The sequence below is a fragment of the Chitinophaga fulva genome (assembly GCF_012927205.1).
Taxonomy (GTDB): Bacteria; Bacteroidota; Bacteroidia; order Chitinophagales; family Chitinophagaceae; genus Chitinophaga; species Chitinophaga fulva.
Genome location: NZ_JABBGC010000003.1, coordinates 151,390 through 176,521, shown reverse-complemented (window position 1 = coordinate 176,521; position 25,132 = coordinate 151,390). Strand labels below are relative to the sequence as shown.

Here is a 25,132-nt window from a genome sequence, read left to right as displayed (position 1 = left end):
TTTTAAATAGTGGCGTCTCCGCTGGTGAGCACATCTTTTTCTTTAACGATGAAATTGAGTTCACCGTCCCAGTTTTCAAATAACTCACTGGAGGTATCAATAGTGGTAGCGCCGCTGCTGGTCAGTGCATCGTTTCCTTTTACGATGAAGTTGAGCTCACCTTCCCAGTTCTGGAAGAGATCATTGTAAGATGCCAGCCGGGTATCCACGCGGTTGTCGGGCACGTATTCGCCGGTACGATTTTTAGACAGCCACATATCGCCTTTACTGAGGCCATTCTCACCAGGTTCCACATTTACATAATCAGGGCGCGTGGCGGCCCAGTAGTAGCAGGCGCATTCACGGTAGTCGTTCTGCCACGGTGAACAGAGGCTGCGGGTGAGGTAGCCGTCATCTACCAGGTGGGGATCAATTTCACCGCCTGTTGTATCCTTGCTGGCGAAGAAATTGGCCATCTTGGTGCTATACACCGGGTATTGATTGGTATTCAGATCGGCTGCCGTTACCAGTACCGGAAAGGTGGCCTTGTCTTTAGTGAACTGCAGCTGTACCGTATCTCCCGGCTTGATACTCATGGAGGCGATCAGGTTGGACCATTCCATGAATACCGCGCCGCTGGGGTTTTGGGCGGTAACCAGTGGTACATTGTCGCCATTCGGGAATACAGGGCCTTCTCCGGCTACCATGGTCGGGTTTTTATTGATGCCTATGAGCCTGTGCCCGGAAACATCTACATTGCCCGGCTGTACTTTCCCGCTGATAACGTAGTTATCGTTTTCACTCATGACCAGTCCGGTGAAAACATTCACCCAGATGTTCCTGAAATCTGATTCCAGGCCGGGGAAACAGTTGGATATAGCGGCTCGCGGAATAACGCTGTAAGGGTTGCCCGGAGAGCGGTAATTCAGTTGCGCGATATAATCATCTTTATGGATAACACCATTAGGTGGCGGTGGCGGATCGGTGGTATTGTCGGTGAAGAGGGCATTGGCGGCGGCCTGTATAACGGTATTGATCATACGCCAGGTGAGTGTCAGTGCGCGGCCGTCTGCACCGCGCATCAGCCCGGGCATTTTACGCCTTTCCTTGTTGGACACGTCGCCTATTTTATCCGGTCGGCGCAGGGCATCGGCAAACCAGGAGGCCATGCCGGTACTCAGCCCGTTGAATACTCTTTCGTGCAGGGTGCGCAGTGCCAGGTTGTCTACCAGTGAGTCGGCCATAATAGGCTCATACAGCCGTCCGAGGTCATTGGTGTCCTGACGTACCATGGTGCTGGCCACATTCCATCTGCCGTTGATGGGGTTGCCATTCATGACGCTGGTATTCATCAGTACAATGGATTCCAGCGCACGGCGGACAATTTCCTCTGCTTCATCGATGGGAACGGGGTCTTTCCTGTCGGGGCCGAGATATACCTGTTCCAGTTCATCAGCGATGGTGCGCACCGGCAGAATGTCCGGCGCAAACGCCGGAGGCCCTGCGCATATGGTGGTGCGGGCTACGAGCGGATTGGTGCCGTTGATATTCAGTTCCACATAGCCGTCACACTCGTCGTCGATATAGCCCCAGCTGTACTGGTTGCCTTTGTCATCTGAATAACCGGCGAATATCTGCGCAGGCATGGTGTAAGTCGGATTAAAATCCGGCCCTTCCACATATTTGGCCCATGGTTTACTGGGATCATAAATCACTTGTGTGTTTGGATCAGTGATATTAGGGTCTTTGCTGGGGAGCTGACCAAAAGCTTTGACGCTGTTCACAGAGCAGCCATACACTTTTCCAGGGCCGGGTGTATACCGCAGCCTTATCTGGGGAAAATCTGCGGTAGGCTGAATAAACTGCACAGAGCCCAATGGCAGCGACTTGCCGGAGATGAAGTTGGTACAGTGGCCAATGACTGGTTTCGGTGTGTAATCACCTCCCTTAATGCTTACTGATGCATGTATGGCGTCATTAGGATCTCCTGTTCTGCGTTCAAGTTTAAGATTGCTGAGTTTTACCGTCCACGTAAAATCATTGATTTTGATATTGGCGGTGTCCAGTATTTTCTGGGTCAGCGGTACCAGTTTGTCCGGGTTGTCCGATGTGATGACAAAGACTTCCAGGAAAGGGGCTACCGGCCGTATTTTCCCTTGTTTGTCTTTGAGGGTGGTAACATTGTCTTTGAAGATAACCGCCTTGGGTGCGACTCCTGAGCTGATTTTACCGGTGTTGGGATCTACGTCAAAGGAGGGTTGTGGTACCATTTCACGGAATCCTAATGGTTGATCAGCGGGTATTTGCAGGTCATATGGTGTCTGTGGTACAGATGAAGACCCCAGCCGGGCAATGGCAAAGGGGGGTAATATCCTGATTGCAGTGATAGTCATGTTGAGGAATTTGGAGTGAGAGATTAGGCGTTGACCGCGAGCATGTCCTGGATGATCTGATTCAGTTTGGCATCCGCTTCTTTCAGCGAGTGCAGATAACGTTGATGGCCAATGTTACTGTTTGCCAGCATCTGATCGATCAGTGCGCCGGATGCCTGTATCAGATCGGCATGGGTCCTCCAGCGGTTATGCTCTCCGGTAGGGAGTTCCAGCGTATACGGAATGAGGAAGGGCGGTCCAGCCAGTTTATCGCCTCTGCCGGTGTTGAGTGGCAGCTTCACCATTTCTGAGGCAATGGCGCGCAGATTATACATCTCACCGAAGGTGGAATTAATGATCAATCCCCTGGGGGTAACCGCTCCGGCAATATTCAGTCCATCGACCAGCACAAAGCTGTGGGTGAGGAAGTTCAGCAACATGCGGTAACGCAGGTTGAACAAATGTCCCCACTGTTGTGCGTTAGGGTTAGTGATAGGATCTCTCGGATCGCTGTTATCGGTCTGGCCTTCCGAAGGAGAGGCGTTGGGATCTTCCACATCTTCCTGGATGTAGGGGTTGGTGGCAAGTTTTCGGGAAAACGGCACACCGGTCATGCCCCGCATCTCTGTATAGATATCCAGGAAACGTTTAAAGTGAGAAGGCTCGTCCGTCGTTCCTGTGTTGTCTTCTCCCTGTTCGGCAATAGCGTTGAGGGCATTGTAAGCGTCGTCCCGGCTGGCAAGAGGCATCACCAGCACATCCGGGCTACCGGCGGGGCTTCCGCCCTTTGTGTTGCCTCGGGCGCCGCCCTTATAACCACGGCCCCATTCGTCGAATTTAGCCTGGTACGGATAAGTATTGGCCTGGAATACTTCATCTCCAATGACATCAGGGTCCTGTATCAGTTGCAGTAATACGGAAAATAGTGCGCCCACGGTATTGGGATTGGAGACATCCGCATTCACCGTTTTGACGATCTCTTGGGCAATCGGGTCAGGGCTGGTCAGGAAAGACTCCGGCGCTTCTGCATATACATACTTGGCCAGCGAGGAAAGGGAGAGGGGCTCCAGTTTAAAGGGAAAGGGATAAAAAGGGGTATCCCACGGATAGTCCTGCCGCTCGAAGTGCAGCGGCGCTCCAATCAGTTTCAGCACATTCTGTACAGACACAAAGTGTCCCATTTCCTCTTTGGCAATGCCTAAAATGGTTTCCTGCCATGCGGCCACGGTGGCCTGGTTGGCTTCCGGCACCTGTGGCCCGCCAAGGCTATAGGCGGCATACAGGTACTGGATCATCAGGCCATGTTCAATCTCGGCATCGATGTGCAACAGGAATGTAACGTAGTCTTTGCCGTTAAATTCCGGGGGGAGGACAATCTGTGCCGCTTCAATGGCTGCTGCTGACTCCTGTAGAAAGGTTTGGATTCCTTCCTTTCCGCCGATAATGTTTTCCTGCCGGGGGGGTATGTTCCTACGGCTCAATGCACGGGCACGCGAAAATACAGGACCCAGGAAACGCTTGTAGTTAGGTTGCATGAGGGTTTTGGATTATGGTTATTGTTAAAAAGACTGGAATCTTCTTTGAAGGAAATGGTCACTAAGAGGTTATCGGTACTGTCAGATAAAATAAGATCATTTTTATCAAATAGAAAAAAATATTTTATCTGCAACGCAGCGGGATTTTTCCCGGGCTGTCCAGATCAACCCGCTACAAAGTCTGTTTAACCCCGGTAGAAAATAGCCGGTGAGCGGTAGTTTTGTCAGACAAAATATCACACTAAATAAATAAGACTATGACACAGATAGCAGAAAAAGTGCTGACAACACAAGAGGTGGTGGCACGTTTCACGGAACTGGCCCAACAGGAAAAATGGTTTGAGATACAGGATGAGTTGTTTGCGGAGGATGTACGGAGCATTGAGCCGGCAGGTTCTCCATATATGGATGATGCTTTTGGTAAAACGGCGGTACGAAAAAAAGCAGACGAGTTTGTCAGCCGGATTGAAGCGGTACACCGCGTATATACCAGTGCGCCGATCGTTACCGGGAATCATATTGCGGTGGCAAGGGAAACGGATATCACCGTAAGGCCGCACGGCAGAATTCAGATGAACGAGATCATGCTGTATGAAGTGAAAGACGGAAAGATTATCCTCGAACAGTTTTTTTATTAATAGTCAATCTCAAAGATCTCCCGCGGGAGATCTTTGAGATTGTGGGAATTATTGTTTGCTCAATACTTCCCGGGGAATGAACAGTTCTTCTCCAAAGTCAGGGATATCCGGGCAGAGGTTGTGATGCCAATATTGGATATCTGATACTTCACCTGACTGTATCAGCTGGTCCAGCGGGCCGGCCAGCCCTGCTTTCCGCAGCATCTCCAGCATCTGCAGGTTGATCAGTTCCCGTGGCGATAAAAAGGAGGTCCTCACCAGCCACACCAATCCAAATAATGCCGGTTGCTGGAAGTTGACCGCAAACCGCAATGTCTGTTCTATGAAAACGTGGGCGAACTGCAGCCCTTTCTGCGCTGCTGTATAATGGTGCTTTACCTGCGGATGGCCGGTATCGGCCACGGCATTCATCCACCACGCAGGCTCGACAATTTTTGCGGCTGCCTGCATAAAATCTTTTCCAAAAGAAGGGGATAGTACACCGGTATGCTGTAATGTTTTTTGCAGCATTTCCGCCTGCATAACAGCGATAGTCATCCCGGTGCCATGAATAGGATCGAACGTACAGAAAGCGTCGCCGATGGCCATTAACCCGTCAGGCCATGACGCCATTTTTTCGTAATGCCGAAACGTCACATCTTTTATCCGGTAGCCGCGAGGCGCTTCCAACGGTGTTACCTGTTGCAGCAGGTCATTTAAAGCAGGGTTGTCCAGTAGCGCCAGCGCCAGCTCAAAACCTTCTGCGTCAGTAGGCGGGTACATTCCGCCGATGTTGCCCAGGATAATTTCCAGTATGTTATCCTCCATAATACTCACCACGCAGGTGGGCACTTCCGGCTGCTCCTGGTTTTCAATATGCAACAGGTTCCATGGAACAGTGAGGGCGGAAGGAGCGGAGTAATGGCGGGTGCTGTATCCCAGGTTGGTAGTGAGTAACTCCGGTTCAGGAATCGTATAGCCGAGCCGGTTAAGCCAGTCCCCCAACCGGGAATGGAAGCCGGTGGCCACGACTACCATATCCGCGTTTATTTCAATGGCTGTATTCCCGCTGATAGCAGATATGCCGCATATTTTGTTTTGCTCCTGGTCAATGATAAGATCCGTAACGGTTGTTGCATCCAGTACCTGGATGCGCTTGTTGCTGAGCACCCGTTGCCGGATATGCCACTCCAGGAAAGGCCGGCTGCACGCTGCGTCATTGCCGGGTTCGGGCAGGATGAGTTCTCCGAAAGGATAATAAAAGCGGATGTCTTTACCCAAGCTGGAGGCGGCGCCGTTTTCCAACAGTTCATGGTTCAATCCCGGGAAAAGCTGCTCTAAAATCATGCGTCCCCTCGGTGTGAGATGATGAGGGTGGTATGCCTGCGGCGTACCGGGCCGTGTTTCGGATGTTGCCGGCAACTCGTCCCTTTCAATAATCAATATCTCCGGGCAGAAATCCGACAGCACATGTGCTGCAGCAAGTCCGGCTATACCCCCTCCGATGATGATTACTTTTTTCATAAGGTCATTGTTTTTTGACCAAAGCTCATCTTTCCGGTTGCCTGGCTGTGGCGCTGGCGGGATTATTTTTTATACCTGCGGGATTATTTTTTGAGGCGTTATTTAGCTGCTTGTTGTTGTACTGTCAGCATCATGCGGGCAAAATGAGGATTCATTTCTGTAATACGGCCGCTGTTGAAAGAAATACCTACGGAACCAGCCGGTGGCACTGCTCCTCCAAGTCCCGGTCCTGATATGGAAAAATACAACGCTGCTTTGCATGCTTCTCCCTTGATACTTCTCCAGGCGCCGGTAGCGCCGCCCTTACTGAGTTTTAATTCTTCGCCGGCAGGCACTTCATAACGAAGTACACCGTTAGCAGGAATATCTTTTTGTTCTGCATTTACTTTTACAGACATCGCTTTTCCTTTGTTGCCAAAGAGATACACGACATTTTTTTCTTCGCGGCCGGCATTACGCTGCAGGGCTTCGTCCGTAGCTAAATAAAGGTCAACGATCAGTTCCGGTTTGGTGGAATCGCTGTCGGTGAAAGACCGGAAGATAAACACATTGGAGCCCATCCTGGTGGAGCGGTTGCCGGCGTGGCTCCATATTTCCCATAAGGAACTACCGCCCATGGCAGAACCTTTGGAAGACAAGGTGGCTACATATTCCAGTCCGGCGCTGTCCGACGGGTTGTTCCAGTAAATGAAGTCACGGTGTTTGCCTTTGCGCTCAAAGGTGTCTGACCTGCTGAGGATATCAATATTTTGACTATAAGCCCGGCTACTGAGAACGACCAGGAAACAGCACAATAGGTACGGGATCTTCATGTGTGGGATTTTCTTAAAAATAATAAAAAACGGTAGAACTTAGTAGATTTGAGAAATTCTGTTGTGGAGCTATGACCCATTTGAACCTGGATACATTATACGAAAGCCTGCGCCTGCGGAAAAGACCGGAAGACATCGCCGTATTGATAAAGGATGTATTGCAGGAAAACCTGGACACAAAAGAAATGCGGCAGCTGAACAAAGCTGCGTCCGGTGCGCTGCGCAACAAGGTCTGGCAATACACTTCCATGCTGGAAAAATTTGCGGACGTATCGGGCGCGCAGGTACAGGTAGGCAGGGCCATACAGCTGTTTAAGACAGATGACGCTGCTGATATGTCTGCCTATGATGACCCGCTGGTGGTAGAAGCTTTTTTGGCAAAGGTAAGTGCGGTGATACATAAAAATCCGGGATATAGCGACTATAAAACAGACCGGTTGAACCGGGAGGAACGGATGGCCGCCGGCCTTGATATCTCCCGCCGTCAGTACAATAAGCTGTTCCGTTGTTTACGGCATCTCGATAAGAAGCTGCATACCATGATCCGTGAGCACAAGAAAAGTTTGTTCCAGCGTATTGGTAAACATGGATTTGCGGAAGACATCTCCCGGGAAGATTTTATGAAAGATGTCAACAGCGCTTGTTTTATTGCATACTACAACGCGCGTTGCAACTTGCGTAGCGAGTTTACCGTGAGCGGGCAGCAACGGGCTTATGATGAAATTGCGGATATGCTGTTGCAGCGTTGTTTATATGAGCCGGAAACGGCTGACTGGTGGGATATTATGCCCTCGAAGCGTCAACCGCGGCAGGAAGATACGGCCAACTGGTGGGCTATTGCGCAGGTATATCCTGATCAGGAGGTACTCCGTAAACTGTCACCGGAGCAACAGGGCATGTTGCTCGGTAAATGGACAACGCTGTTGGAACAGGTGGCGGCTTTCCTGGAAGATCTTTGGCAAACGAATGAAATCAATCGTCAGTCGATGGTGGTGCAGCCGGGCAACGATTCTTCCACCTGGAACAATACTGCGAATGCCTGGAACAAGGCACGTGATGGCTGGATGAACCTCATCTATGCCCTGGGGATGGAGTTTATACTGGAGGAGATGTGCTTCGGAAAAGTGATGCGGCTGATAGCCGGTGATGTGGCCGCCTGGCATCACCTGACAGGGAGTAAGGGCGATACCAATCTGACGGTATGGAACCAGGTGCCGCTGCCCTGGGAAGTGCTTTCCGGCAAAACTACGTGTACCCGTGAGCGTGTGCTGGCTGCCTGTAAAGCGGTGAACCTGGACCCGGAACGCTCCGGCTGGATTGCTCCAAGGACACATCAGCCGGTACCGTTTCTGCCAACACCGGAATTAGTGCATGGTGTTACGGTGTCAAATCCCTATCTTGCAACCCTATTAAAGCAACACAAATACTTTTCAGGGAAAGGCGCTACACCGCTGTTTCCTGGACAAAACTAACGGAGTAGTTCAGTTGGTAGAGCTTCCGGCACTTTTTCCGGATAGACGCAGGTTCGAGCCCTGCCTCCGTTTCTATCATCCCCCCATGAAATACCTATTGCCATTCGTTGCATTATTCCTGCTGGCAGCCTGTGATGAAACGAAGAAAGACGAACCGCTTCCGCCACATGCCAAAATGGTACAGCTGCAACTCGCCGACAGTCTTGGCATCATAACAATGGCCGTTCCTGAACGATATGATACCAGCTTCTCCTGGATACACTATACTGATTGTGGTGATCCGTGTGCTGACCGCAAATACCGTTTTCAGCCTAAAGGACTGCGGATATTTCAAGAGTCGGGGTTTTACACCAAAATATCGCTCACCGATACCATTGATAAATTTACTATCAAACATCCGCTCGTAATACGCCATTACAGAGAGACGGATACGTCGATAAACGCGCATATATCCTACCTCCGGGAGCAAAAAATCGTAATAAAAAAAATGGGTATCAGTGATAAACTGGTGTTTGATACCATACAAAAAATCAATGACAGATATTATACCATCACGGTTTTGAATTATTCAGATTCTCAGCAACGTAAGGAAGTCTCCGCATTTACGATCATTAGCGAAGCCCCTGTAGAGTTTAAGTACGAGTTGCTGTCTGCAAAGAAAGATTCCATCACCGATAACTTTATTCCCGAAGCATTATCGCTTATAAAAACCATCCGTATTCACGGCGAACGTACAAAGAAGCCGTCCCGCTAAGAGACGGCTTCAGATCTTACATCGCCAGCAATTGCCGGGTGAACCAACTATAGTCATCAGTACTATGTGCAAAGAAATACTGCTGGTATCCGCTGAAATAAGGGTACTGCACCTGATAGGCTTTGTCCCATCTGCCGGCCTGTATCAGCGCTCCCATAGTGCCATCTGGATTAAGCTGACGAATGAACCAGGTTTTTGATGTCAGGCTTTGTCCATAGAAGTATTGTACGCCGCCCAGGTTATAGGGAAATTGTACCTCATAGGCATCCGGCCATGTGCCTGCTGACAGCTCTTTTCCCATTTTGCCGCCGGGCAACACCTCCTGGATGAACCATCTTTTTTTGATCATATTCTGGCCGCAAATAAATGTACGGTCGCCCATAGAATAGGTAAACTGCCGGTGGTAGGGGTTTTTCCAGGTACCAGAATCTGTTTCCGCTCCCATTTTACCATCGGGCAACAACTCCTGGATGAACCAGTTGTAGGTTTCGAGATTCTGACCGAAAAAGAACACACGGCCTCCAATGGTAAAGGGAACCTGCACTTCATAGGGGTTATGCCAGGTGCCGGTGGCAGTGGTTTGTCCTACTTGTCCGCCGGCCAGCAGTTCCTGGATGAACCAGTTCTTTTTTTCGAGATGCTGGCCGTAGTAGAATACTCTGCCACCGACGGTAAACGGAAACTGTACTTCGTAGGGGTTGCTCCAGGTACCCTTTGCGGTGGTGGCCCCAAATGTGCCATCAGGCAATAGTTCCTGTATGTACCAGCTTTTGGCGGTGGGATTGTGCTCGAAGGCGTATGTCTTACTATCGATCACGAAGGAGAATTGTACCGCATACGGATTTTTCCATTTGCCGCTGGCCGTTTGTGGCCCCATCGGTACACGCAGTTGCTGGTACAATGCCAGGATACCATTCGGGCTTTTGTCATTATCAGACAACACGGTGTAGCCTTGATTATCGCCTGCGCCCAGCTGGGTGTTATTGTCCTGCTTCCAGCGCATGGTCCATACCTGCTGGTTGGCCGGATATCCGCCCCAGCCGGTGGCAGGGGCCGGGTAATGCATCACCGACAGGCGGTCATAGTCTGTGAGGTTGTTGCTGAACCGGTCTTTCGTGAATTGTGCGTTGGATTGGCCGCCGTCGATGTACTCCCATTGCATGTCAACATGGTCATCGCGGTCACTCCTGGAATGTTCGTGTGCCAGGCCGATGACATGTCCCAGTTCATGCAGCGCCAGGCTGGTCTGACTGATGCCGACGATCTGTTTGCCGCCTTTCATGCCGATATCGCTTTCATTATCGGCGCTTTCTTTTTGGATGTAGAGGTAGTTAGGCTCATCTGTCCATGGCAGGAAAGTGACGCCAGCCGCGTTTTCCCATTGGGTCATGGCTGCTATGACTTCTTCCTGATAAGGGTAGCCGCTTTCAAAAGTGAAAGGGATGGTGCGGTAAGCCCACAATGATACATTGGAGGGAGTAACTGACATTTGATTTTTTTAGGAATGAAACAATAGGGGTACCCGGTGTTTAATTATTTTGAGTGTAATAAAGTTAGGATAACTAAATATATGTATAAAACGGGAAAATCCCCGGGTAGCTATCCGGGGATTTGATGGGGTTATTGTTCGTATGTAGCTTACTGTTCTTTTCTGATCATGATCAGGAGCAGTGCCATTGCGGCACATACGGCGCCGAACAGGTAGATCGCCTGGTAACCGAAGCTGCTGGCAATCAATCCGGCAAGCGGACCGGTGATGCCCAGCGCCAGATCAGTGAAGGCGGTGTAGGCGCCCATAGCACTGCCACGTATTTCAGGGGAAACTTTTTTAACTGCTTCCACACCTAAAGCAGGAAATACCAGGGAGAAACCAATGCCGATGAAAGCACATCCTAATAGTGCCATGGCTGGTGAACCAGCGCTGCACAACATGAGCAGACCTACTATCTCAATTACGATGGAGATGGCGGCAATCTTGTATCCGCCGTACTTGTCAGGCGATGACGCGAAGAACAAACGCACAAGGACATACGTAGCGGCAAATACACTCAGTGCCCAGGGAGCGCCACCCCATTTGTTGGCCGCAAACATCAGGGCAACAAAGGAAGAGAGGCAACCAAACCCGATCACTGACAAAGCGAGGGATACGCCCTGTCTTGAAATCATAGACAATACCTTGTAAAATGACACGCCTGACTTCTTGCCACTGGTGGCTATCTCAGGGCTTTTTAATACAGGAAGACTGCCCAGCACCGGTAAGACCAGGATCAACATAAATGCTGCCATCAGTCCCATGTACTGGTGAACGAAATTGCCCAATGGCGCACCCAGACCAATACCGGCATAGAGGGAGATGCCCACCCAGGCCATGAGTTTACCAGCCCGGGCAGGGCCTACCAGGCCAATGCCCAGTGTTAACGCACCGGTGATGAGGAAGCTTTCTCCGATGCCATGCAGGATTCTGGCAGCGAGTAACAAGCCCAGTGAGAGCAGGGGAGGGAGGCCGGCAATCGCGGAACAGACGTACACTGCGCCTGCAATGGCGGTGGTGATAATACCGCGTACCAGGCCTGACTTAGGGCCGCGGGTGTCGGTGTGCGTGCCCGCATACATGCGGGTAACCAGGGCGGTGGCATTGGCGAGGCCAATCACCACGCCGACGATCACGTTGCCATATCCCAGTTGATCGTGTACCAGTTTCGGTAATACTGCAAAAGAAACACCAATGGTCAGAAAAATAGATAATACGGAAAGTACTACCGGGGTTACAAGAGAACCGAAGCTCATGGTAGGGTTCTCCATACTGTTTTTAGCAATTGTACTCATAATTTTTTATCAGCTTATTATGAGTACAAAACTAGGACGGGTGGTGGGGATAGATGTTGACCGATTAATGGGCATCCTTGGACAATTCATGGTTTTGTGCCCTGAATGCCAAGGGTGTCATGCTGGTATGTTTTTTAAAGAGCCGGGAGAAATAAGCGGCATCTTCGTATCCCAGCTCGAACGCGATCTGCCTGGCATCCAGCCGGGTGTAGTACAGCAGCCGACGGGCTTCCAATAGTATTTCCTCCGAGATCCAGTGACTGGCAGGGAAGCCGGTGGTGGCTTTTACGCATTCATTCAGATACAGGGGCGTAATGTGCAGCAGTTCCGCATATTGTTGTACCTGCTTCTGGTCTTTGAATCTCTTTTTTACCAGTTTTCTGAATTTGGTGGTGATGGTTTGCCGTTGATTGTTGGCAGTGGTATGGGATAAATCATGTTGCATTATCTCGGCGGCAAAGAGTCCCAATATGCCTTCTGCCAGCGATGATACGATTTGTTTTTTCAGTGGATGGCTGGCTGCTTCCAGTGCGTGCTGTAACACCGGCATGCTTAAAAAAACAGCGTGTGGCTGTGGTATGGGAAATTGCTGCTGTATCCGCTGATAGTTTTCAAAGATATCGCGGCATTTTCCACGTACCAGCCCGGGGTCGGCAAACAGAAACCAGCCGTCGCTGTGGTGGTCCTGCCGGATATAACGGTGTACCTGCCCGGGGGTGATGAAACATAACGCTGGTGCAGTGACCTGCCATTCTATAAAATCAATTTCCAGCAAAAAGGTTCCCTCGGTCAACAGCAGGAAAACATAGTGCTCATCGCGGTGGATGTGCCGCATGCCCTCGTGTATATAGGTGCCCGCCTTGAGCTCTACACCAAGGTCCTGCAATTCTTTGCCATGAAGTGGGATGGGTGGCTGGGCTTTCATAGGTTCGTTTTATGACGGACTTCAAAAATCATTTCTTCCGACTGTGGGGTATAAGCCGTCATATCCCAGCTGCCCCACAGCTGCACGGTTTCCAGTCCGGCCTGGTCCAATGCTTCCTCTATTGTCTTCAATTCAGGAAAGGCAATATCGGACGATGCAGCATATTGTATACCGGTGGCGGCTACACGATAATAGGTACCATAGGTGACGATACCGTTTTCCCACTGATAATCGTTCCAGGCGGTTGTTTTACCTAACTGCGGATGTTGTAGCTCCCGAAGGGAATCTGCCGGGCCCCAGGTAAGCCAGTCCTGTGCGGCAGGGTTACGGCTGTCGAAAAAAAGGCGCCCTTCTTTTGTGAGACAGGAGGCGGTATGGCGGAGCATCGCGATACGGTCTTCCTGCGAAAGGAATGTCTGAAAAGCGTGCCCGCCAAGCAGGATCATATCAAAGGATTGACCGGCCGCAAAAGAGCGGCCATCGGCGAGCAGCCAGTTGACTTTATCACCGCCGGGCCGGGCCTGCGCAATGTGCAGCATGGCGGGTGCTACATCCAGTCCGGTAACCTGTTTCTCAGGATAAGTATCGGCCATACGGGTACAAAGCACACCGGTGCCGCAACCGATATCAAGGATGGAATGTGCTGTGGCAGCCCATCGCAGGTATTGGTCAAAATCCTTTCCCCAGCTGTTATCGAGGTCGTAAAATTGTGCCAGGTGCTGGTCGTGGTAAAGCTGGTCCGTCATCAGATGATCACTGCATATTGTTTTTAGCGGGTACAACATGCTGCTGCTAAGATAAGGATTGTTCTGTCTACATAAGCGTATAGGAGTTACAGTGAGCTGACTGACGTGGTGTTGCTAAACGGAAAATATCCTATCTTGCCCGGCAAAAATAACATCGCCCTCTATGAAAAAAATTTGTTTAACCTATTGCCTGATGTTAGCTGGTTCCCTGATGTTTAACGTGAATGCACAAACCTGGCAGGGGCCCGTGGGTATTGGCACCAACTCTTCTCCTGACTTCTCCCTTAATGTGTTGGGTAAATCCAGATACGATGGGACCGCATTTTTTGGAGAGTGGTATGATCCGGTAATCTATGGAAAGGGCATTCAGATTACCCGGCATACTGACCAGGGAGATAACCTGTTTCATCTTTCATTTATCCGGTCAGGCACTAAGATAGCCGGGCTGGGGTTTTTAAGGAACAGTAATGTTTTCGCCATCCAGAACGATGCCGATAATTCGTCACCGAGAGGAATTTTCCTGGATGGAGTTGGGAGAGTTGGTATTGGGGTCGCTAACCCGGACCAGCAGCTGTTAGTAGCGGGAAATATCGGCATGACCGATTTGGGAAACAAAATGGGCGTCGCCTTGCATGATTACATGATGTATGATAACAAAAATCAACCCCATTATGGCATGCAATGGATACTCGACAGCTGGAGCACTCAGGGACCGACCTATTGGCTGAGCGGATTTGGCGGTATGAAATTTTTCACCGGGGGAACACCACGCATGGCTATCTCTTACACAGGTAATGTTGGTATTGGCGTCATCTCTCCTAACAATAACTACAAACTGGCGGTAGAGGGCACTATCGGTGCAAGAAGAGTGAAAGTAACACAGGAAACCTGGGCGGACTTTGTGTTTGATTCTGCCTACGTATTGCCCTCCCTGAAAGAGGTGGAGCAGCATACCCGGACTAAAGGACATCTTCCCGGCATACCTCCGGCTTCAGAAATTGCGCAACAGGGGCTGGACCTGGGAGATATGCAGCAACGACAAATGCAGAAGATTGAGGAGCTGACCCTGTACCTGATTGACCAGCAAAAGAAAATGGAAACGCAACAAACGAAAATAACGGCACAGGACGAGCTGATCATCCGTTTACAGCAACAGCTGAAAGACCAGGAAAGCAGACTGCGGGTGCTGGAAGGTAAATAAGCCGTTACTTTTGTAATTTGCGGGCTGACAGATAAAAGAGATTACGCATGGACTTTGGCGCCCTTTGGCAAACATACGATCAGCTGGACCTGAGCCTGCCGGCAGATGCCTGGCCTACCACGGCCGTATTGAACGGTGCCGCGGGCGATAGTATATTAAGGATAGGTACCTCCGGCTGGAGCCGGAAAGAATATACCGGTACCCTGTATACGAAAGGCATCAAAGACACACTGGCGGAATACAGCCGGTTGTTCAACTGTGTGGAACTGAACGCCACACATTATAAAATTTACAGTCCTGATGATATCCGCAAATGGACGGATAAGACCAAAGGGCGCGATTTCCGTTTTTGTCCGAAAGTGCCGCAGTCCATCAGTCACCATAGCACCTTGCTGAATGCTGGTACAGAAACCGCTGCTTTCCTGGAAAGCATACGGGCGTTTGAAACGCAGCTGGGCCCGGTGTTCCTGCAGCTTAGTGAACATTTCTCCCCTGTTCGGAAGCTGAACCTTTACAAATACCTGGAGCAGCTGCCGCGGGATATCCGCTTTTATGTGGAGGTACGGCATCCTGATTGGTTTGAGAAAGGAGCAGAACGGGAGGAGTTTTTCAGCACGTTGCACCAGCTGGGCATTGGCGTGGTGATGACGGACACGCCCGGCCGGCGCGATTGCCTGCATATGGCGCATACCATTCCGCACCTGTTCCTGCGTTTTGTTACCAAAGGAGGGCATCCGCTGGACATTACGCGGCTGCATGCATGGAAAGAACGCATCGATACCTGGAAAGCACAGGGCCTGCAGGATATTTACTTTTTCCTGCATGTGCATGACGGGGTACATGAGGCAGACTTTTACCAGGAAGCCAGGAAGGTATTCGGACTGGCAGAGCAACCACAACAGCCACAGCAAACGCAGATGTCACTGTTTTAGGCAGCCACAGCAACACCGGATTATAACTTTCGAATAACATTTCCCCTGCTCAAAAAGTGCGAAATTACAGCATAACCAAACCCCCAAAAGTTATGCGTACCATGCTAAAAGTCGTGATGGAAGTTACCGCATCCAACGAAGCCATTAAAAAAGGCCGGCTCCCCGAAATCATCAAAGCTACTGTTGATAAGATTAAACCTGAAGCGAGTTATTTCTTTGCGTCAGAAGGCTGCCGCACCGGCATTATGATATTTGATCTGAAAGATCCTTCAGAGATACCAGGCATCGCAGAACCATTTTTTATGGAACTGAATGCAAAGCTGGAATTTCAGCCGGTGATGAACCTGGACGATCTGAAGAAAGGGCTTGCTGCCGCCTTGAAATAATACCCTCCTTTGCAGAAAGCATTAAAAAAAGATAGCCGGTGTGATAAGATTCATGCTGGCTGTCTTTCTATGCGCAAAAATTCAACTTCTCTTCAAAATGTTTTTTAAGGAGGGAAAACTTCAGCTTTTTATGAGATTACTATGTCAATACATAAGGTGGTAAGGCCTAATTTTGCAGCGAATTGAATCACCAGCCTCTGTAAAATGACGACCAGCACTGTTAAACACATCAAAGAGGGTAATATCGGAATAGCTACCCTGCTCGCTTTTGCCATGATACCCATGTCGGGATTTGCCACCGACATTTACATTCCTTCGCTGCCAGGCATGACCAGCGCACTCGGTATTTCCAGCAGCCAGGCACAGCTAACGCTCAGCCTTTTCCTGATCAGCTACGGGGTTTCACAACTGTTCATCGGCGGACTGCTCGACAGCTACGGCCGCTACAGGATCGCCCTGGTGTCCATGTTGCTTTTCTGTATTTCCTGCGGCATCATCGCTAATACACATAGTTTGTATGTGGTATACGCCATGAGGATCGTGCATGGTATCACCATCGCCGCTATGGTGGTGAGTAAAAGAGCGCTCTTTGTGGACCTCTACTCCGGCGAAAAACTAAAACACTACCTCAGCTTTTTCACCATCATATGGTCTACCGGGCCTATCATAGCGCCGTTCATCGGCGGCTACCTGGAAGTGAGCTTCGGCTGGGAATCGAATTTTTATTTCCTGGGTGCCTATGCTGCGCTGCTGTTAATACTGGAAATATGCTTCAGCGGGGAAACCATCAAACAGACCACGCCGTTCCAGCCAGCCAGGATAGTGTCTATCTATTATGAGATGCTGCGCACCAGCAGCTTCACACTGGGTATTGGCATGTTGGGACTGGCATACACGATGGTGATGATCTACAATATGTCCGGGCCATTTATAATTGAACATTATTTTAATCTGTCGCCGGTTGTAACGGGATACTGTTCCCTCTTCCTGGGCTTTGCCTGGATGGTGGGCGGTTTCATTGGCAAAGGGACGATCAACAAACCCTTTGTCCGCAAGATGAACGTTAACATCTTCTGTCAGCTGGTAGCGGCCTTCGCACTGTTGGGCACTTTCCTGTTGTTCAACCAGCTGTGGACCGTACTGGTATTTGCTTTCCTGGTGCATGTAGGCGCAGGGTTCACTTACAATAATTACTTCACTTACTGTTTACAACGTTTCCCCAAAAATGCAGGAATCGCCGGAGGCCTTACCGGTGGCCTGGTATACGTGATGGTGTCCATGCTCAGTGCCGGCATTACTTACCTGTTGCCTGCCCAAGACGGGCAGAACCTGTCTTTCAGCTACATGGCGCTGATCGTGACCAGCGGACTGGTGATGTACCGGGTGTTGGTGGTGAACCGGAAAGAAGCGGCCGTGGCTCAACGGGAAACAGCACAGGCGATTTAACTACCCGGCTGATTCATCAAAATTGGAGCTGGCAAGCACGACGGATGTTTCGATCTGCCGGAGTGGTATATTCCAGTATTTTCGCAATAACTGTTCCTTTTCAGCAAAGGAAACCTGCCTGAATCCGTGCCTTTTGTAGAAGTTTATCGCCCATACAGCGTCGGCCCACGTGCCTATTAAAATTGGTTTCCCGGTAAGCCCGGACAGGTATTGCAGTAACTTACCTCCGATTCCCTTATTTCGGGCTGCTGTGCTTACATACGCATGCCGGATCAAAGTAACATCCTGTTTATCCTGGATGCCCATCACGCCTATGATGGTATTGTCTTCGCTGTAACACCAAAACTGGACGCCCTCTTCAATTTGAGTTTGCAGTTCAGTTGCTGTCATGTAGGGCTCATGCCATCTGTCGGGCGGTATAATACCCTTGTACGCTATGGCGGCGTCGTTGATAATCTCGTAGATATCTCTGAAGTCTGATTCCCTGCTCTTTGTAATCATATCATTCAAATTATATAAAAGATAAAACAAAACCGCGGCAGGAAGATGACCTGCCGCGGTTTTGTTTTTTATGCTGTACGAAGTTTTTCTTCCAGCTGTTGCAATGCATTATTGATCACTGACAGTTGTTCTTTCACCTGTCGGGTATGCGGATACTGTGCCAGCAGATCTTTCAGCAATTGATAGCCTTCGGCGAGATGACCGGCCTGTAAGGTTTTAGCGGCCTGTTGAAATAACTGTACCGCTGCTTCCTGGTCAGGGTCGTATACCGGGAAGTTCTTGTAGGAGAACGCTTCCCAGAGGTCCTGGTCCCATGGCCAGTGCTGCTGCAGCAAGTCTTTGTTCATGCCTTTGAGCACCTGCGGGAACTGTTTGTTTTTCAGCACAGGGTCGAGCTGATGTGCCAGCTGGCATACGCCTGCGTATATCAGCGTGGCGGCATCTGCCAGTGCGGGCGGAACAGGCTGACCGTTGAGGCGGTTCACGTAGTCGTTCCATTTTTTCCAGAAGGTGTACATCATGCGATCGCCGAGCGGATTGCGGGCGGTGAGCTGTTGGTATCCTTTGAAAAGCTGGGTGAGGAACTGTTCCAGTCGTTGATTATCGCCGTATAACTGCTTTGCCCATACGCCGTTGGTATTGCGGAACAGGTGTTCCAGCACGAGGTAAGGCAATGTGGCGTTGGTATCTTCACCCGCAGGCAGTTCGCTGAATACCTGCGTGATCTGGTCTCCCGGCTCAATAGCGAACACCAGTTCAGCGATGGGCCATTGACTGTACGGGCAAGTCCAGCCACCGGCATATTCCCAGTCGTTGAAGGTTTGTATGCGGCGTTTGGAGTGTAGCTGCGGCAGGCGGTACTGCATGAACTGCACATACCGTTCCTGCGTAAAAAGCCGGAATAGCCGTTCCCGGTATTCCAGGTCGATGAAGCCCACTTGCTCCAGGTATTTGCGGACAACGTACACGCCTTCGGTATCGGGTGAGGTGAGGATGTAATCGAGGCTCAGTGTCACCAGTTCGGGTGTCACCAGTTTGCCTTGTTGCAGGATGCCGGTCACCTGTTGCAGCAGTCCGGAGGATTTCGGCGTTTGCAGCAGCATCTGGTATAGCGCGATGATCTCGCCTTTTTTGATGGTGCGGTTATTCCAGGCATCGTTGATCAGGCGTTGCACTTCCATGAAACTCTGCATGCCATTGTTTTTCATCATGGCATCTTTGAGGGTGGGGAGGAAGGCGCCCGTCTGGTCTGCTTTTTCAGCGCCTTGTAATAGCCAGGTGGCGCCGGTAACGGACACCAGGTAAGGCAGCTCCGCTCTTAGTGCCGGGTGTTGTTCCGCCAGTTGGCCGATCAGCTTCACCCATTCATCCAGTGGCTGCTGCGGGTACCAGGCGATGTGCCGGTAAAGGGCCTGCAGCAGGGAGGGGGCCAGCTGACTGAAATCTGCTTCCAGCGTTTTCAGCACACGATAGATGCGGTCCAGCTCGTAGATGTCTTTGGCCTGGTCGAGCAGGAGGCCGAGGCTTTTACGAAGATGCGGATTGTCGCTATAGGAGAAGGTTTGCAGCCGGTTGATCACCTGTTGTTTAAGCGCGGCCGGATACCATTGTCCTTCCAGGATATCACAGTACAGCTGTAACAGCGCCGGTTGGAATTGTTCCTGTACGGTTACTTCACAGGCTGCGGTGGCGAGTTGTGTTTTCAGGTGATGATCGGTTTCGGTAGTGGCCAGTTCTACCAGCAACCGGTCTGTCTCTGCTGATTTGCGGCCGGTTTGCAGTATCACCTGTACCATGGCGCTGCGTAGCGCCAGTAGCGGCTCCTGCCGGATAGCTGTTGCCAGCGCGGGTTCCAGCTGGTCCTGGTAAGCAGCGAAACGGTACGTCAATAACGGCAGCGTTGCTTCTCTTACGTACGGGTTAGCATCCTGCACACCGCTGACGATCAGCTGTGGTATGTCTGCCTGTTGCAACAGTGTCAGCAACCTGATCTTCAGGCCTGCGGAAGGCGTGGACGCAAACAGGGATGCAAAAGCATCCTGCAGCTCCGGATGGGCAGTGAGCCTGCCGGTGACCAGCGCCAGTAAGTCCGGGAGGTCCGGCATTTGCTGTAACGCATGGAAGATATCTTTGAACAGTGTTTCATCTACCTGTCGCATGCCGGCGAGCAGGCTGATGATGGCCTCGCGGACCGGTAATGATGTTTCAGTGGGTATCATGGCGGCCAGCTGTGACAGCGCGTTGGCAGGCACTTGTGGCATAGTGGCCAGGAAACCGATGGCTGTCAAACGCAGGCGGGTGGCTTCCAAGGGGCTGGTAAATTGTAAGGCCATCGTTGCTGCAACGGGTAACGGCAGTTGTTGTACCAGTGCCAGCAATGTGTCGCGGCAGGCTGCCGGCGCCAGCGGAATGTACGTGCCGATCTTTTCGATGGTAGCATCCGATTTGCTGACGCTGTTTTGTAATCCCTGGATACTGGCCAGCTGGATGTCTGTATCGAGATCATGGGCCATGGTTTCGGCCAGTATCTCCTGTATGTCATTGACATGCGCAGCCAGTGACGCGAGGGTGCTGACGGCCATATACCGCAACGGGCGCTCTGCGTCCAGGCAGGCGATAAGGGCCAGCGTCTCGATATAGATGGGATGGTCGGTTACACGGGCGCTGTCCAGTTCACATAACTGCTGCAGCATCGCCTGTTTTACGGCGACGGTTGTTTCTGTTTGTACGGCCTGGCATAATTTGGTGATGCCTTCCGCCGCTTCCAGGAAGGGACGCAGCTGGGAGAGGGCTGTCAACCGCTCGTCTGTACTGCGTTCTGTAGATAAGAGTATATCGAATAATAAGATTTCTTCCGACATATGTTGTGCTGTGAAGATGATGAAATAAGGTACCTGCGCCGGTTAATCGGCGAAGCCGGGGCCATCTGCTTCAGGCGCGGCAGGCGGCGCGGCACTGCGCAGCAGGTCGTCCACGTCGAGCCCCGCAGCGCGGCAAGTCCGCTGAAGCGCTTCTTTAAAGCTGCTGTCCTGTAACATACCGGGCAGCTGTGCAGCGGCTTTCAGCAGGACGGGCATCGGCTCCCAGGTATTGTTGGCCTCCAGGTATTGCAGGTAAGGCACTGCGCCGGCGGCGGTGGTCTGTTGTAAGAGATGTTGCCGGAAAACAGTTTCCAGCTGGTCTTTCCAGATGATGCGCAGCAGCTCGTCGAGCTGTATCATATTGATATAACGGCCTCTCTTTTCCAACAGTTGCCAAAGGCCCTCCCGTAATTCCGCATTGGCAGGATTGCTTTTCAGTACCAGCAGGTACCATTTGAATTTCGATTCATTGCCCAGGTCGGTGTGTAACAACTGGTTGAGGGCATACCGGCTCATTTCATCATTGATGCCGGTTTTCATGGAAAGGAAATTCAGAATTTCGATGTCTGTTACGCTGGATTGGTACAGGCTATTGCTGTTAGCCGGGTTGATGGCGGCGAATAATATTTTGTCGGCCATCTGTGGATTATCATCGTAGAACAGCCAGATATGCGGGAAGATGCCATCCAGGTCATGGGTGACATCAGCTTTGTGCAGCCACTGTTCCCAGTTGATCTGTGCGCCGCCGTTATGGGAGATGGCTTTCTCCTGTACTTTGGTAGCGAGGCGTTGCAGCTCCTGGTCGTTGCTGTGGTCTGCCAGCTTGCTGAACACCTGTACGGCGGTAGCTGGCAGCTGTGGGATGCAGCTGATTTTGCGGGCCAGCAGTTGCCGTTGCTGGTGCGGTATTTCGGGATGCAGCAATACCGGCGCTGCGGCAGCGATGGTGCTGATATTGTCGGGTGTCAGTGGGATATACAGCATGGCTTGTACGGCCCAGCTCCTGATGGCGGCTGACGGCGCCTCCAGTGCGCGGAGATAAAACCGGTTCCATGACTCTCCCGTGTTCATCGCGCTGGTGATGGCTTTCAGGATGATGGCCTTGCAGGCATCATGTTGCTCTTTTTCATAGGCAACCATGAACTTATCCAGCAGTGCAGGTTTTACAGGCACTTGCCGGCCGAGTATATCGTATATGGCGGCAGCCAGATCGACAGCGATGTCGCGGTCCAGCAGTTGCCACAATGCTGCTGTCAGCGCCTCATTTTTTTCTGTGTAGGGCGCCAGCAGTTGTAACAGCTGTAATGCTACCTGTATATGTTTTTCCGTTTGCAGGCAAAGGGCCAGGTGTTCAATGGTCGTCGGTGTAAGTGTGAGGCTGTAGGCGAATACAAACATCGCGGCCTGTCTTACGGCCGGGTCAGGATCTTCCCTTAAGGCGTGCAGCAGGGTGTCTAACACATCGTTGTGACTTACGCCATGCACGGCCAGCAGCTGTATGCTCCATTTGCGTATCTGTGGATTTTTGTCGGAGCGTACGAGGGTACACAGCGCGGCTTCCGGAACGGCGGAGCGGTCAAAACAGAAACGCAGCACCATCTCTTTGATCACATCCGGCGTGGCGGGCTGCAGTTGTTGCGCTATCTGCTCCGGCCCCAGCTGATCGCGCAGCAGAAGACGGTTCAGCAGCAGTAGTTTATCGTCTGTATCGGTGCTGTCCAGCAGGCTGCGGTAGAAAGCCAGGTCGGCTTCAGTCGCCTGGACCGGTATCAGCAGCCAGGAGAGGATTTGCCGGTTTACATCGGCGTTATGTTGTTGTTGATAAAAAGCGATGAGCCGTTCCCGTGCGGGCGGATAAGTGAGGGAGAACCTGCCCAGCAGGGGAAGGATGATATCCCTCGACTCGTCTTGTTGCAGCGATGCGGCCAGCAGATCGGCGAACCCTTGTTTGTCAGGTATCTGTTGCAGCCCTGTGGCGGCGAGGCGTTGCAGCATGTCAGCTTTCAGCTGTGTGTCTGTCTCGGCGGCAATGAGCTCCATCCATTTGCTGATCACGGCGGGATCATGGAGGTAATGGGCCGCGGTGGAGAGCAGCGAATATTTATTGTCTGTATCAGAAAGAGGCACCATATCGAGCATCAGCAGCGCCTGTTCGGTGCCGGCGTTCCTGCGTTCGCGGATGGTGGCGATGGTTTGGCTAAGGTCCATATTGTCGGTCGTTTATCAGGAGGTTTTCAGTGTGCCGGGTTTCAGTCCGGACAAGGCGTTGGCCATGGTCTCCTGTTGGTGTTCATCTAAAGAAAGTTTCAGGATGGCATCCAGTGCTTTCTGCCTGGAGGCGGTGTCTATCAGTTCGTTTTTCACTACATGGATGAGGACATCGAACTTTTTGTCTACGCCGGGGCGCAGGTAGCCATCGAGGCAGAGCCGCACCAGTTCACGTTCGTTGTCGTACAACAGTACGTCTTCCAGTGCCGGTGGTATTTGCGGATAGAGCTCTGCCGCGTTGGCAAGGATGCCGGCGCAGGTAACCCTGAATGGCGATCCCGGCTCGGTGAGCTCGGCGCAGAATACATCCACCAGTTGCGGATGGCGGGATACAGACAATGCTTTGATCTGGTTGAACAGCACTTCCCGCAGCGCTTCGTTGTGCTCCTGTGTGAAGAGCTGCACCACCGGGTCCAGCATTTTTTCGAGGCTGATTTTTCCAATCAGCAGTTGCAGTACCTTCTGGCGCTGATTGGTGCTGGGCAGGCCTTTGATGCTTTGCAGCAGCAGCTGGCTGATTTGTTCATCCCGACCGGCATAAGGCGCCAGCATATCGGTCAACTGGTTAAATTCTTCGTCATTAAAAACGCCGGGATTGCCGGCGAAGGCGGCAGCCACTTTGTTTCGGATGTCTGCCAAGCGCATCACCGGTTTGAGCTGTTGCAGGAGGGTAAGCCGTACGCCTTCCGAACGGTCGGAGGCCAGCAGGCCGGCCATGCTGATCAGCTGCTCGTTGGTGCGTTCGGGTTGTTCTCCCTGTAGCTGTAACGCCTGGCTGCGGATGCCGGTATCGCCGTCATGCGAGGAAGACCAGATCAGCTGCAGCAGGATGGCTTCATTCCACGGTTTGATGCGTGACAGGGCGGCCAGCGCTTCGTGGCGGGCAGGAACGTCGTTGTCGGTACGCAGTACCGGGATGAGCACATCGGCATAGGCAGGTTCCAGCAGCCGGGCGGCAGCAAGCCGTTGCAGGATGCGGAAGCGGATGCCGCGGTCGTTTTTAACATCGAGGTAAGGTTGCAGGCCGGCCACCATTTTCTCGCTCCAGGAAGGGCATTTCTCTGCGATCTCCACGGCCTGTAGTTGTAATATCGTAGGGGCGTTCACGTTTTTAAGCAGCGCTGCCAGTGCAATATCTTCCGTAATAGCAGGAAGAGAGGAAAGGGTATCCTGCACGGCTATACGTTCCTGTTCACTGAGGTTTTCCTGGCCGGACAGCTCCACGAAGAATACCGCCAGCCGCGGGTCCTGGTGGATACTTTCCTGCAACCGGTATAAAAGCGCGGTGCGGGTGTCGCGGTCTTTTTCCTGCCGGTACACGTCCAGCAGTGCCTGGAACAGTGCGCTGGTATCAGTAAAACGGGAGGTGTTCAGGGCAGAAAGGAAACGCAGGAGCTGGTCCCGGGTCTCTTTGTCTTTCGTGAGGGGCAGTACTTCGAGCAACGCGGTCGTTACCTCGGGCACATGCAGGTTCTGGGAAGCCATCTGGATAATCTGCGCTTTGATCACCTGTTCTGAATGCGGGCTGCCCAATACTTTACGGATAAGCCCGGGCAAAGCGTGCTCAGGGCGTTGTGTACTATTTTCCATGCTATCGTTTTTTCAGTTTAAAGGCAATCAGCTGCCGGTAATGGCTTCAATGCTGTTCAACAGGATAATGCCCCGCTGACCTTCTGTTGTTCTGATTTCTACGCTCTCTGTACCGATATGGGTCACAATACCGCTGAGCGCATGATGGGTTAAAAAGATACGGACTGGTAGTTGTTCCTGCTGACTACTCTCGAGCATGACAAGGAATACATTCGTTTCGGACATATGGTTAACATTTTATATTTTTCCGGATGGGTAAATATAAAGCATTTAATGGTTGCAGCCATCAAAAAAAGGACCGGGTAAATACGTGCAGCGGCAAAAGAGATTAAAACAGCATTAGAAAATTCTGGAGGAATTCTGTAGTTGAAAACGCTGGTAAATT

20 protein-coding genes and 1 tRNA gene are annotated in these 25,132 nt (G+C 51.4%); 8 read left to right on the top strand and 13 right to left on the bottom strand.

Features of this window, described 5'->3' with window-relative positions; genetic code table 11:
• Nucleotides 1-2: 2 nt before the first annotated feature.
• Both HHL17_RS33455 and HHL17_RS23915 read right to left on the bottom strand, forming a co-directional pair.
• Nucleotides 3-2,372 carry a hypothetical protein gene (locus HHL17_RS33455; protein ID WP_206156162.1) on the bottom strand — a complete coding sequence of 790 codons (2,370 nt, stop codon included), beginning with the start codon at nt 2,370-2,372 and terminating at the stop codon, nt 3-5.
• Nucleotides 2,373-2,395: 23 nt separating this feature from the next.
• Nucleotides 2,396-3,886: a ferritin-like domain-containing protein gene (locus HHL17_RS23915; protein ID WP_169227376.1), complete on the bottom strand. Its 1,491-nt coding sequence runs from the start codon at nt 3,884-3,886 to the stop codon at nt 2,396-2,398.
• Nucleotides 3,887-4,143: 257 nt separating this feature from the next.
• Between HHL17_RS23915 and HHL17_RS23910 the strand changes: the two genes are divergently transcribed.
• Complete coding sequence (locus HHL17_RS23910) at nt 4,144-4,524, top strand: nuclear transport factor 2 family protein (protein ID WP_169227375.1); 381 nt, start codon at nt 4,144-4,146, stop codon at nt 4,522-4,524.
• 48 nt (nt 4,525-4,572) lie between these two features.
• On the opposite strand, the gene HHL17_RS23905 is transcribed toward HHL17_RS23910, so the two are convergent.
• Nucleotides 4,573-6,027: an NAD(P)/FAD-dependent oxidoreductase gene (locus tag HHL17_RS23905; RefSeq protein ID WP_169227374.1), complete on the bottom strand. Its 1,455-nt coding sequence runs from the start codon at nt 6,025-6,027 to the stop codon at nt 4,573-4,575.
• A 98-nt stretch (nt 6,028-6,125) separates the two neighbouring features.
• A complete protein-coding gene (locus HHL17_RS23900; protein WP_169227373.1) occupies nt 6,126-6,839 on the bottom strand; it encodes a hypothetical protein in 714 nt (237 codons plus the stop codon).
• Nucleotides 6,840-6,910: 71 nt separating this feature from the next.
• Between HHL17_RS23900 and HHL17_RS23895 the strand changes: the two genes are divergently transcribed.
• The 3 genes from HHL17_RS23895 (at nt 6,911) to HHL17_RS23885 (ending at nt 9,065) form a co-directional block, all read left to right on the top strand.
• Nucleotides 6,911-8,311 carry a hypothetical protein gene (locus HHL17_RS23895; protein WP_206156161.1) on the top strand — a complete coding sequence of 467 codons (1,401 nt, stop codon included), beginning with the start codon at nt 6,911-6,913 and terminating at the stop codon, nt 8,309-8,311.
• Nucleotides 8,310-8,383, top strand: a tRNA-OTHER gene (locus HHL17_RS23890). The genes HHL17_RS23895 and HHL17_RS23890 overlap by 2 nt, the downstream gene beginning before the upstream one ends.
• Before the next feature lie 13 nt (nt 8,384-8,396).
• Nucleotides 8,397-9,065, top strand: coding sequence for a hypothetical protein (locus HHL17_RS23885; RefSeq protein ID WP_169227372.1), 669 nt, complete (start codon nt 8,397-8,399; stop codon nt 9,063-9,065).
• A gap of 16 nt (nt 9,066-9,081) precedes the next feature.
• Here HHL17_RS23885 and HHL17_RS23880 read toward each other — a convergent pair whose 3' ends face one another.
• The 4 genes from HHL17_RS23880 to HHL17_RS23865 form a co-directional block, all read right to left on the bottom strand.
• Nucleotides 9,082-10,554 (bottom strand): M12 family metallopeptidase, encoded by a 1,473-nt coding sequence (locus tag HHL17_RS23880; RefSeq protein ID WP_169227371.1) that lies wholly within the window; start codon nt 10,552-10,554, stop codon nt 9,082-9,084.
• Nucleotides 10,555-10,703: 149 nt separating this feature from the next.
• On the bottom strand, nt 10,704-11,891 hold the full coding sequence (locus tag HHL17_RS23875) for an MFS transporter (protein WP_169227370.1): 1,188 nt from the start codon (nt 11,889-11,891) through the stop codon (nt 10,704-10,706).
• 64 nt (nt 11,892-11,955) lie between these two features.
• Entirely contained in the window at nt 11,956-12,816 is an 861-nt protein-coding gene (locus HHL17_RS23870) for a helix-turn-helix domain-containing protein (RefSeq protein WP_169227369.1), read from the bottom strand.
• Nucleotides 12,813-13,562, bottom strand: a complete 750-nt coding sequence (locus HHL17_RS23865) for a class I SAM-dependent methyltransferase (protein ID WP_169227368.1) — start codon at nt 13,560-13,562, stop codon at nt 12,813-12,815. Before HHL17_RS23865 ends, HHL17_RS23870 begins: the two co-directional genes overlap by 4 nt.
• Nucleotides 13,563-13,725: 163 nt before the next feature.
• On the opposite strand from HHL17_RS23865, the gene HHL17_RS23860 reads away from it, so the two are divergent.
• The 4 genes from HHL17_RS23860 to HHL17_RS23845 all read left to right on the top strand — a co-directional run bounded on the left by HHL17_RS23860 (nt 13,726) and on the right by HHL17_RS23845 (nt 17,527).
• Nucleotides 13,726-14,763, top strand: coding sequence for a hypothetical protein (locus HHL17_RS23860; RefSeq protein WP_169227367.1), 1,038 nt, complete (start codon nt 13,726-13,728; stop codon nt 14,761-14,763).
• A gap of 47 nt (nt 14,764-14,810) precedes the next feature.
• On the top strand, nt 14,811-15,695 hold the full coding sequence (locus HHL17_RS23855; protein WP_169227366.1) for a DUF72 domain-containing protein: 885 nt from the start codon (nt 14,811-14,813) through the stop codon (nt 15,693-15,695).
• Nucleotides 15,696-15,787: 92 nt separating this feature from the next.
• The gene (locus tag HHL17_RS23850) at nt 15,788-16,081 is read left to right on the top strand and encodes a hypothetical protein (protein ID WP_169227365.1); all 294 of its coding nucleotides are present in this window, start codon (nt 15,788-15,790) and stop codon (nt 16,079-16,081) included.
• A 204-nt stretch (nt 16,082-16,285) separates the two neighbouring features.
• The gene (locus tag HHL17_RS23845; protein ID WP_169227364.1) at nt 16,286-17,527 is read left to right on the top strand and encodes an MFS transporter; all 1,242 of its coding nucleotides are present in this window, start codon (nt 16,286-16,288) and stop codon (nt 17,525-17,527) included.
• On the opposite strand, the gene HHL17_RS23840 is transcribed toward HHL17_RS23845, so the two are convergent.
• The 5 genes from HHL17_RS23840 to HHL17_RS23820 form a co-directional block, all read right to left on the bottom strand.
• Nucleotides 17,528-18,028 carry a GNAT family N-acetyltransferase gene (locus tag HHL17_RS23840; RefSeq protein WP_169227363.1) on the bottom strand — a complete coding sequence of 167 codons (501 nt, stop codon included), beginning with the start codon at nt 18,026-18,028 and terminating at the stop codon, nt 17,528-17,530. It abuts the gene before it with no gap.
• 68 nt (nt 18,029-18,096) lie between these two features.
• Entirely contained in the window at nt 18,097-20,889 is a 2,793-nt protein-coding gene (locus tag HHL17_RS23835; protein ID WP_169227362.1) for a hypothetical protein, read from the bottom strand.
• Between the two features lie 42 nt (nt 20,890-20,931).
• A complete protein-coding gene (locus HHL17_RS23830; RefSeq protein WP_169227361.1) occupies nt 20,932-23,097 on the bottom strand; it encodes a HEAT repeat domain-containing protein in 2,166 nt (721 codons plus the stop codon).
• Nucleotides 23,098-23,112: 15 nt separating this feature from the next.
• The gene (locus HHL17_RS23825; RefSeq protein ID WP_169227360.1) at nt 23,113-24,747 is read right to left on the bottom strand and encodes a hypothetical protein; all 1,635 of its coding nucleotides are present in this window, start codon (nt 24,745-24,747) and stop codon (nt 23,113-23,115) included.
• Between the two features lie 27 nt (nt 24,748-24,774).
• Complete coding sequence (locus tag HHL17_RS23820) at nt 24,775-24,972, bottom strand: hypothetical protein (protein ID WP_169227359.1); 198 nt, start codon at nt 24,970-24,972, stop codon at nt 24,775-24,777.
• Between the last annotated feature and the right edge of the window lie 160 nt (nt 24,973-25,132).

Excerpts from the sequence above, each read along its gene's own strand:
- HHL17_RS33455 (WP_206156162.1), bottom strand. The coding sequence starts at position 2,372 with ATGACTATCACTGCAATCAGGATATTACCCCCCTTTGCCATTGCCCGG.
- HHL17_RS23915 (WP_169227376.1), bottom strand. The coding sequence starts at position 3,886 with ATGCAACCTAACTACAAGCGTTTCCTGGGTCCTGTATTTTCGCGTGCC.
- HHL17_RS23910 (WP_169227375.1), top strand. The coding sequence starts at position 4,144 with ATGACACAGATAGCAGAAAAAGTGCTGACAACACAAGAGGTGGTGGCA.
- HHL17_RS23905 (WP_169227374.1), bottom strand. The coding sequence starts at position 6,027 with ATGAAAAAAGTAATCATCATCGGAGGGGGTATAGCCGGACTTGCTGCA.
- HHL17_RS23900 (WP_169227373.1), bottom strand. The coding sequence starts at position 6,839 with ATGAAGATCCCGTACCTATTGTGCTGTTTCCTGGTCGTTCTCAGTAGC.
- HHL17_RS23895 (WP_206156161.1), top strand. The coding sequence starts at position 6,911 with ATGACCCATTTGAACCTGGATACATTATACGAAAGCCTGCGCCTGCGG.
- HHL17_RS23885 (WP_169227372.1), top strand. The coding sequence starts at position 8,397 with ATGAAATACCTATTGCCATTCGTTGCATTATTCCTGCTGGCAGCCTGT.
- HHL17_RS23880 (WP_169227371.1), bottom strand. The coding sequence starts at position 10,554 with ATGTCAGTTACTCCCTCCAATGTATCATTGTGGGCTTACCGCACCATC.
- HHL17_RS23875 (WP_169227370.1), bottom strand. The coding sequence starts at position 11,891 with ATGAGTACAATTGCTAAAAACAGTATGGAGAACCCTACCATGAGCTTC.
- HHL17_RS23870 (WP_169227369.1), bottom strand. The coding sequence starts at position 12,816 with ATGAAAGCCCAGCCACCCATCCCACTTCATGGCAAAGAATTGCAGGAC.
- HHL17_RS23865 (WP_169227368.1), bottom strand. The coding sequence starts at position 13,562 with ATGACGGACCAGCTTTACCACGACCAGCACCTGGCACAATTTTACGAC.
- HHL17_RS23860 (WP_169227367.1), top strand. The coding sequence starts at position 13,726 with ATGAAAAAAATTTGTTTAACCTATTGCCTGATGTTAGCTGGTTCCCTG.
- HHL17_RS23855 (WP_169227366.1), top strand. The coding sequence starts at position 14,811 with ATGGACTTTGGCGCCCTTTGGCAAACATACGATCAGCTGGACCTGAGC.
- HHL17_RS23850 (WP_169227365.1), top strand. The coding sequence starts at position 15,788 with ATGCGTACCATGCTAAAAGTCGTGATGGAAGTTACCGCATCCAACGAA.
- HHL17_RS23845 (WP_169227364.1), top strand. The coding sequence starts at position 16,286 with ATGACGACCAGCACTGTTAAACACATCAAAGAGGGTAATATCGGAATA.
- HHL17_RS23840 (WP_169227363.1), bottom strand. The coding sequence starts at position 18,028 with ATGATTACAAAGAGCAGGGAATCAGACTTCAGAGATATCTACGAGATT.
- HHL17_RS23835 (WP_169227362.1), bottom strand. The coding sequence starts at position 20,889 with ATGTCGGAAGAAATCTTATTATTCGATATACTCTTATCTACAGAACGC.
- HHL17_RS23830 (WP_169227361.1), bottom strand. The coding sequence starts at position 23,097 with ATGGACCTTAGCCAAACCATCGCCACCATCCGCGAACGCAGGAACGCC.
- HHL17_RS23825 (WP_169227360.1), bottom strand. The coding sequence starts at position 24,747 with ATGGAAAATAGTACACAACGCCCTGAGCACGCTTTGCCCGGGCTTATC.
- HHL17_RS23820 (WP_169227359.1), bottom strand. The coding sequence starts at position 24,972 with ATGTCCGAAACGAATGTATTCCTTGTCATGCTCGAGAGTAGTCAGCAG.